Here is a 7,643-nt window from a genome sequence, read left to right as displayed (position 1 = left end):
TTTGAGAGAATCGTCGTTCAAAACCTTGCGTCTTCATCGGCCCGCGTCCTGTAGGGGCGAAGCATTCGGACAATAACCTATCGGTGAAACCGTAGATTTTCTATCCGAATGCTTCGCCCGTACTTTTTCAGCAGACCCTACATAGGGTTTGCTGAAAAAGTTTTTTCTGGGTGTAGGGTGTAGGGTTTTACCGATTTTCATCTGGTCAATTATCTAATTTTCAGGGAAAAAGTCCCTGAGATAATTAGAACCAGATATTTTCGGAGGTAGGGGTGCAGAATTGCGAAAGGTTATTTATTTTTAGGAATTGGGGGCAGTTGCGGTGATTTTCGGCGAGAATTAGAACCGGATATTTTCGGGGGGAGGGGTGCAGAATTGCGATTAGATAAACTTTGAAGGCTCTTTTTCATATTAGCAGGTTCCGGCAGTTCTAGAGTTACCCCTTCCCCAGCAGTCATTGTTTCCTCTGGTAGGCATAAATCAAAAACAAAGGCGGAATTATTGGTTAAATCGGCCAGTTCTAATTTTACCATCTCCAGAGAGTATTCTCGTGCTAATAAAGGTTCAATTTCGGTTTTAATTAACTGTTCTAATTGAGCCAGATAATTGATCTTAACAGGAGTAACAATTAAAGTTAACATTTCTTGCCAACCTTGCCCCCCTAATTCGGCCAGAATATCCCCATAACAGCGAATTTTCCAGCTACCTATTCCTAAATCTCGATAGGAAAAAATTTCTAGCCAACCCCCGGCATCCGATCGATAATAATGGGTATATCGTTCGCTACTTTCGGGAGATTCGTAATCGATACGCACTTCAATATGAGCAAAAGGAGAATCCAGACGGGCCAAGAGACGATAGTTTCCCGAGACAATTTCTAGAGAATTATTAGAAATTGTGTGTCCGTGATTCTCCCCTTGTTTTTGCAGTATAAATTCCATAATCTTAGCCTAGGACTGATGTTTGGCCTCTTAGGTTTGGTGGGTAAAATGTATTCTAGGATACAGTCTCGCCAGCGAGCGAGTGGGCTGCATCTCACATTTGCAGGAATACCGACAATCAGCAATTATCAGTGACTCTTAGATGATGACAAATGTATCAGCAGCTGCGTGTAAGCATCCCACCGAAAAACTAATGCGCGGGGGGTTTGGGGGCGGCGCCACGCCCCCAACGGGGGGTTTGGGGGGTTCTACCCCCCAAAAGCCTGGATTGAGTGATAAAATCAGAAACAACGTCCGATTTTAGCAGAGGGTTTCCCCGTAAAAATCCCAACTTAGTAGATTTACAAAAATGAGATGCACCCAGCGAGTGGAACTAACCACAAAGGACACAAAGAATAAGAGAGCCTAATGTTTGGCCATGACGCTAAAACTTAGGATTTGTGCCGGGAGATTTGCGCTTTTAATTCCCCTGCTTGTGTCAGTAAATCCGCTTGGGTTAGACTAATTTGTTCTTGGGTGGCCATCCATTTCAGTTGTACCGTGCCATTTTCAGCCTCAGCATCCCCCAAAATTATACAGCCCACGGCCTTAGCTCGATCGGCCCGTTTAAATTGTTTCCCGAAAGCGCTGCCACTCAAGTCTAACTCGACGCTAAACCCCAATCCGCGTAATTGTTGCGCTAACACCACACTGCGGGCCTCAGCTTTTTCTCCTTTGGAGACGAGATAAAAATCGGGAACCAAAAAAGATAAAGATTGCTTTTGTTGTAATAATATAATCAGACGTTCTAAACCGATCGCCCAACCCACTGCCGGCGTGTCTGGACCGCCTAATTGAGCTATTAAACCATCATAACGACCACCACCGCAAACCGTAGCTTGAGCGCCTAAATCATCGGACTGAATTTCAAAGGCCGTATGGGTGTAATAGTCCAATCCACGCACTAAACAGGGATTAAGATTATAGATAACTCCCAAATCGGTTAGTAAAGATTGCACCCGTTCAAAATGCTTTTGAGAATCACTACCGAGATGTTCAAGAATACTGGGGGCATTCTCACAGATAATCTTGGTTTTCTCGTCCTTACTATCCAAAATTCGCAGGGGATTTTTTTCTAATCTCTGTTGAGAATCCGCGTCTAAATCAGCTTTGTAGGGAGTCAAATAATCTAGCAGGGCCTGACGATAATTTTGCCTATCTTGGGCATTTCCCAGGGAATTAATATCTAATTTTAGGTTTTCTAGCCCCACAGCTTTTAATATCTCGCTGGCAAGGGTAATTACTTCCACATCCGCCCTAGGGTCATTACTTCCCAACAATTCGACCCCGATTTGATGAAACTGTCGCTGCCTACCCGCTTGCGGACGTTCATAACGAAACATCGGCCCCTTATACCAGAGTCTTTGTACTCCTCCGGCGGCCTGTAATTTGTGTTCAATATAGGCGCGAACGACCCCAGCCGTTCCCTCCGGTCGCAAAGTCAGGGAACGTTGACCGCGATCAAAGAAAGTGTACATTTCTTTACCCACCACGTCCGTCGCTTCCCCGATACCCCGTTCAAAAAGTTGCGTCTGTTCAAAAATGGGAGTTCGTATCTCTTGATACAGCGCAGTCCCTAAAATTCTGCTGGCAGTTTCCTCTAACCACTGCCAGTAACCGATCTCCGCCGGTAAAATATCTTTTGTGCCTCGGATTGCCTGGATTTCGCCCATAGTTCTCTGTATTTTTATCCCTATTTGAACAATCTTAAACCGCTTAGAGTCACTAATACCGTCGATCCTTCATGACCGATGACACCTAGAGGTAAAGTTATATCACCGGCAAAATTGGCTATTAGCAATATGCCGATAAACGCGAGGGCGAAAGTGATATTCTGTTTAACGATGCGATTGGCACGACGACCGAGGTTAATCGCGCTGGGAATTTTGGCTAAATTATCGGACATAAGGATAATATCGGCCGTTTCCAAGGCCACATCACTACCAGCTTTTCCCATGGCAATCCCCACATTAGCCATAGCTAAAGCGGGCGCGTCATTAATGCCATCTCCTACCATAGCGACAGTGTGATATTTTTCTTGCAGATTTTTGATCACGGTTAACTTATCTTCGGGCAGTAAATCAGCGTAAACTTCCTCAATACCGAGTTTTTCAGCGACTTTATCGGCACTTTGTTGATTATCACCCGTAATTAAAACGATATGTTCGATACCGATCTTTTTTAGCTGCTTCACCAGATTAACTGCCGATTCCCGCAGGGTATCGGCCACAGCGATCGCACCGATTATCTGATTCTCTTGTACTACCCAGACGAGGGTTCTGCCTTCTTTTTGTAAACGTTCGCGGATAGCTAGGATATTCTGGTCAAGATCGGAAATATGGTCACGAATATAGGCAAAATTGCCCACAGATACCGACTTATCGGCAATTTTTCCCGTGATACCCCGTCCCGATACCGCTTGCACCTGATTAGCACTGAAGAAATTTATACCACGTTCCCTGGCTGTGGCGGTAATAGCGGATCCGATGGGATGTTCGGAACAGGATTCTAGGGATGCAGCCACCGCTAACACCTCATTTTCACTGACTGCATGGATAGGGATAATTTCCACCACTTGCAACTTACCAAGGGTGAGAGTGCCGGTTTTATCAAAAGCGATCGCTCGTATGCGGCCGATCATCTCCAATCTTGCGCCATTTTTGAATAAAATCCCCTGTTTTGCCCCGTTAGCGATACCCGATAACAAAGCTGGCATAATCGAGGCCATTAAAGCACAGGGAGAAGCCACCACGAGAAAAATTAAAGCCCGATAGATAGTGGTTTCCCAGGTCCAACCCCAGAAAAAAGGCGGTAAAATCCCGAAAATTAAGCCCAAAATCACGATAATTTTCGCATAACCCCGCTCGAAACCTTCGATAAACTGTTGGGAGGGAGGGGATTCATTTTGCGCTTTTTCTACCAAACGAATCACCCTCTCAATTAAGCGACTTTCGGGGGGAGTTTCCACCTTTAAACGTAGCACTCCTGCACCGTTGAGAGTTCCCGCAAAGACTTCTTCACCGATGGTTTTATCCACGGGAAGCGATTCTCCAGTAATTGGCGCTTGATTAATGGGACTGTTTCCCTCCATAATAATGCCGTCAATGGGGATTAATTCACCCGGTTTGACCAAAACTGTGTCACCGATCCGTAATTGCTTGATAGGAACCTCTTTTTCCCTGTCTCCCGTGATTAATCTAGCAGTATCGGGAGTCATGGCCATGAGAGAACGAATATTGCGATCGGTTTTTGCCATGGCAATCTGTTCTAAAGCACCACTAATAGCGAAAATCAGGATTAAAACGGCTCCATCGATGATGAGATAGTAATTACTATCCCAGAGTCCCAAAATCGCCGCCCCCAAGGCCGCTACAATCATTAACAGGTCCACATCTAGTTCTTTTTCCTCCCATAAAGTCGTTAATCCTGCTTGGGTACTCTCGTATCCCCCCACCAGATATGCGATCGCTAGTAGGATAAAAGCCGGGCCGATCAGATTAAGGTGTAGGCATAACCAACCAAAAAAGACTAAAATAGCGCAAATTCCTGCGGCAACTGCCGAGGAATACTCAGACAACCAAGAGGACGAGATACTCTGAATCATGGATCGATGGCAATTACTTTTCTCCCCATTCTAGAAAAAATTGGATCGATGCAGAAAACCCCTATGTGGTATTCACCGGTGCGAAGGCTCTCTTAGGTTTGCTGGTTAAAATGTATTCTAAGATACAGTCCTGCTGGCGAGGGAGTGGAAGGAACCACAGAGGCACAAAGGACACAAAGATCGATCACTACATTCAGTTAAACTGATCAGACAAAGAAGAGTGGAAGGAACCACAGAGGCACAAAGGACACAAAGATCGATCACTACATTCAGTTAAACTGATCAGACAAAGAAGAAGAGAGCCGTGCGAGTTACGAGGAAGCGGAAAATTGGCTATTAGAGGACGAATTTGAACCGGTAGAGGGACGACTTTCGCCAGTAGAGATATAATTTCCTTATCTTCCTTTCCCCCTTTCTTGGATGATATCCTTACTAAAAAAGCTCTGGAATTGGCTAAAATCCCTCTTTATAGGCAGTCCGAAGGCAGTTAACCCCGAAAAAGTCCAAAAATCCCCTCCAGAACCCAGCGATGGCGAATATGAAGGGATATTGATGGGTTTATTCGAGCAGGTGGCAGCGGGAACCACCACCGGTGGGTTACGGGGATGGCTATACAGTCGCCATTGTAACGATAAAAAGCTGGCGCACTGGTTAGAGGTCAAAAGCGAGGAATGGCTACGGTATCCGGAAGATTATCAAACTTTAGGGCGGGATCTGGCGGCTTTAGGCAAGGTGATGACGGGAAATCTGGGGGAAGTGTCCCAACGGATTAGCCTCCAGTTACGCGACGCGGTGAGGGATGTTTCCGGTGTGGAGGGGGAAAATCTAGGCCCAAAGGAGACGGATTTAACGGAAGTCCAAAAATTCTATCAACTTTTGAATCAAGGGAAAACTTCAACAACTCAAAGACTATCCACTGCTAATAATATCCCGATTGTTCAGGATGCCGAATTCTGGTTTGAGCAAGGAAACCAGAAATACATGAATGGGGATTTTATCGGCGCGATCGCATCCTACGATCAAGCTTTAGAATTTAAACCCGATTACCATCAAGCTTGGTACAACCGAGGGAGTGCGTTAGATGACTTAGGAAGGTATGAAGAAGCGATCGCATCCTGGGATCGAGCTTTAGAAATTAAATCCGATTACCCTGATGCTTGGAACAACCGAGGGGTTGCGTTAGTTAATTTAGGAAGGTATGAAGAAGCGATCGCATCCTGGGATCGAGCTTTAGAAATTAAACCCGATTACCATGAAGCTTGGAACAACCGAGGGATTGCGTTAGGTAACTTAGGAAGGTATGAAGAAGCGATCGCATCCTGGGATCAAGCTTTAGAAATTAAACCCGATAAGGATGAAGCTTGGAACAACCGAGGGAATGCGTTATATAACTTAGGAAGGTATGAAGAAGCGATCGCATCCTACGATCGAGCTATTAAAATTAATTCAAATGATGCTGATGCTTACTACAATAAAGCTTGCTGTTATGGCTTACAAAATAATGTGGAATTAGCTATCGAAAACTTACAACGCGCCATCAATCTTGATGTCGAATATCAAGATATGGCGAAAACAGATAAGGATTTTGAGCAGATTCGGGGAGATGAGCGGTTTCAGAGTTTCCTAAATCGAGTATAATAATATATATTTGTATTTTAGCTAAGGAGATATTCTATGACTAACACCTACACAGCTATCATTCAGCCAGACGGAGATTGGTGGATTGGTTGGATAGAAGAAATTCCGGGAGTTAACTGTCAAGAAGCATCTCGTGATCAGTTATTAGAAAGCCTAAAAATTACTCTTAGTGAAGCATTAGAATTGAATAAACAGGAAGCAATTTCCGCTACTAGGGGAAACTACCAAGAAGAGAAAATTGTTGTATGAAACGCAAACAGTTTATCGATCACGTCCTGTAGGGGCGAAGCATTCGGATAGGAAATCTACGGTTTCAGCGATAAGTTATTGCCCGAATGCTTCGCCCGTACTTTTTCAGCAAGTCCTAGCCATTCTTGGTGGTTTAACCCCCAATTAAATAAAAGATCTGCGATTCCAAGACATACCGGAGTGATAATTATCACAATTGGGCAATTCAGCAATGGGAAAAAGTTGCCAACCCTTTATTAACTTGTGAGGCAGTTATCACTGAATCCTGTTTTATTTTGTGAAGTAAATAAAGAGAGAAAATTATTCATGTCAAACAAAACTATTGATCTCAATCAAGTACAGTTAACTTTACAAGAACTACTTGCCTTAATAAAGGTAGATACTGAAATTATTATAACCGAAGGAAACAAGCCTGTAGCTCGTCTAATTCCTTGGGGAGATACTGAAAAAACAACGTCTGAAACTCCTTCTCCTAAGTTACGACAACCAGGACTACACGCTGGAAAAATTGGGACTAGCGAAGATTTTGATGAGCCACTTCCTGAAGAATTTTGGACAGGTGAATCATGAAATTTCTTTTAGATACCCATACATTTATTTGGTGGGATAGCGAACCAGAAAAACTCTCTCAAAGAGCTTTAGAACTGTGTATAGATCCTAGTAATACGCTATTACTTAGTATTACAAGTATTTGGGAAATGCAAATCAAACTACAACTAGGTAAACTATCACTCAAGATACCTTTAGCAGAAATGATTAATACTCAGCAGGAAACTAACCAAATTGGCCTTTTATCAATTACAGTCAGCCATGTTTTAGCTTTAAATACTTTACCTAACATCCATAAAGATCCATTTGACCGCTTGTTAGTTGCTCAAGCTAATCTTGAAAATGCTAGACTGATTAGCCATGATTCAATATTAGCAAAATATCCTGTTCAGATAGATTGGTAGATAGGGCTTGCTGAATAAATGTGAAATATAGACGAGGTAAGAGTTTTAGGGTTCTGTTTTGCTCTCACAGGTGCAAGATTTTGAGAGAATCTTCGTTCAAAACCTTGCGTCTTCATCGGCCCGTGTCCTGTAGGGGCGAAGCATTCGGATAGAAAATCTACGGTTTCACCGATAGGTTATTGCCCGAATGCTTCGCCCGTACTTTTTCAGCAGACCCTA

Annotated in this window: 7 protein-coding genes; 4 read left to right on the top strand and 3 right to left on the bottom strand. The window is 43.7% G+C overall.

Annotated features, from left to right (window positions below; all coding sequences use genetic code 11):
• Positions 1 to 290: 290 nt before the first annotated feature.
• From O9323_RS14015 to O9323_RS14005, 3 genes are all read right to left on the bottom strand, one after another.
• Positions 291 to 941 (bottom strand): hypothetical protein, encoded by a 651-nt coding sequence (locus tag O9323_RS14015; RefSeq protein WP_024971208.1) that lies wholly within the window; start codon positions 939 to 941, stop codon positions 291 to 293.
• A 431-nt stretch (positions 942 to 1,372) separates the two neighbouring features.
• Positions 1,373 to 2,653: a histidine--tRNA ligase gene (gene hisS, locus O9323_RS14010; RefSeq protein ID WP_002754120.1), complete on the bottom strand. Its 1,281-nt coding sequence runs from the start codon at positions 2,651 to 2,653 to the stop codon at positions 1,373 to 1,375.
• A 20-nt stretch (positions 2,654 to 2,673) separates the two neighbouring features.
• Positions 2,674 to 4,584: a heavy metal translocating P-type ATPase gene (locus O9323_RS14005; RefSeq protein ID WP_288125297.1), complete on the bottom strand. Its 1,911-nt coding sequence runs from the start codon at positions 4,582 to 4,584 to the stop codon at positions 2,674 to 2,676.
• Positions 4,585 to 5,004: 420 nt separating this feature from the next.
• On the opposite strand from O9323_RS14005, the gene O9323_RS14000 reads away from it, so the two are divergent.
• The 4 genes from O9323_RS14000 (at position 5,005) to O9323_RS13985 (ending at position 7,424) form a co-directional block, all read left to right on the top strand.
• Positions 5,005 to 6,222, top strand: a complete 1,218-nt coding sequence (locus tag O9323_RS14000) for a tetratricopeptide repeat protein (protein ID WP_288125296.1) — start codon at positions 5,005 to 5,007, stop codon at positions 6,220 to 6,222.
• A gap of 36 nt (positions 6,223 to 6,258) precedes the next feature.
• Complete coding sequence (locus O9323_RS13995; RefSeq protein WP_002760549.1) at positions 6,259 to 6,471, top strand: hypothetical protein; 213 nt, start codon at positions 6,259 to 6,261, stop codon at positions 6,469 to 6,471.
• Positions 6,472 to 6,777: 306 nt separating this feature from the next.
• Entirely contained in the window at positions 6,778 to 7,041 is a 264-nt protein-coding gene (locus O9323_RS13990; protein WP_002796475.1) for a type II toxin-antitoxin system Phd/YefM family antitoxin, read from the top strand.
• Positions 7,038 to 7,424: a type II toxin-antitoxin system VapC family toxin gene (locus O9323_RS13985; RefSeq protein ID WP_288125295.1), complete on the top strand. Its 387-nt coding sequence runs from the start codon at positions 7,038 to 7,040 to the stop codon at positions 7,422 to 7,424. Before O9323_RS13990 ends, O9323_RS13985 begins: the two co-directional genes overlap by 4 nt.
• Positions 7,425 to 7,643: the final 219 nt, after the last annotated feature.

Origin of the sequence: Microcystis sp. LE19-131.1A, from assembly GCF_027532015.1 — a bacterium.
Lineage (GTDB): Bacteria > Cyanobacteriota > Cyanobacteriia > Cyanobacteriales > Microcystaceae > Microcystis > Microcystis ichthyoblabe_A.
This window is presented reverse-complemented; position numbering and strand designations above follow the sequence as displayed.

Excerpts from the sequence above, each read along its gene's own strand:
- O9323_RS14015 (WP_024971208.1), bottom strand. The coding sequence starts at position 941 with ATGGAATTTATACTGCAAAAACAAGGGGAGAATCACGGACACACAATT.
- hisS (WP_002754120.1), bottom strand. The coding sequence starts at position 2,653 with ATGGGCGAAATCCAGGCAATCCGAGGCACAAAAGATATTTTACCGGCG.
- O9323_RS14005 (WP_288125297.1), bottom strand. The coding sequence starts at position 4,584 with ATGATTCAGAGTATCTCGTCCTCTTGGTTGTCTGAGTATTCCTCGGCA.
- O9323_RS14000 (WP_288125296.1), top strand. The coding sequence starts at position 5,005 with ATGATATCCTTACTAAAAAAGCTCTGGAATTGGCTAAAATCCCTCTTT.
- O9323_RS13995 (WP_002760549.1), top strand. The coding sequence starts at position 6,259 with ATGACTAACACCTACACAGCTATCATTCAGCCAGACGGAGATTGGTGG.
- O9323_RS13990 (WP_002796475.1), top strand. The coding sequence starts at position 6,778 with ATGTCAAACAAAACTATTGATCTCAATCAAGTACAGTTAACTTTACAA.
- O9323_RS13985 (WP_288125295.1), top strand. The coding sequence starts at position 7,038 with ATGAAATTTCTTTTAGATACCCATACATTTATTTGGTGGGATAGCGAA.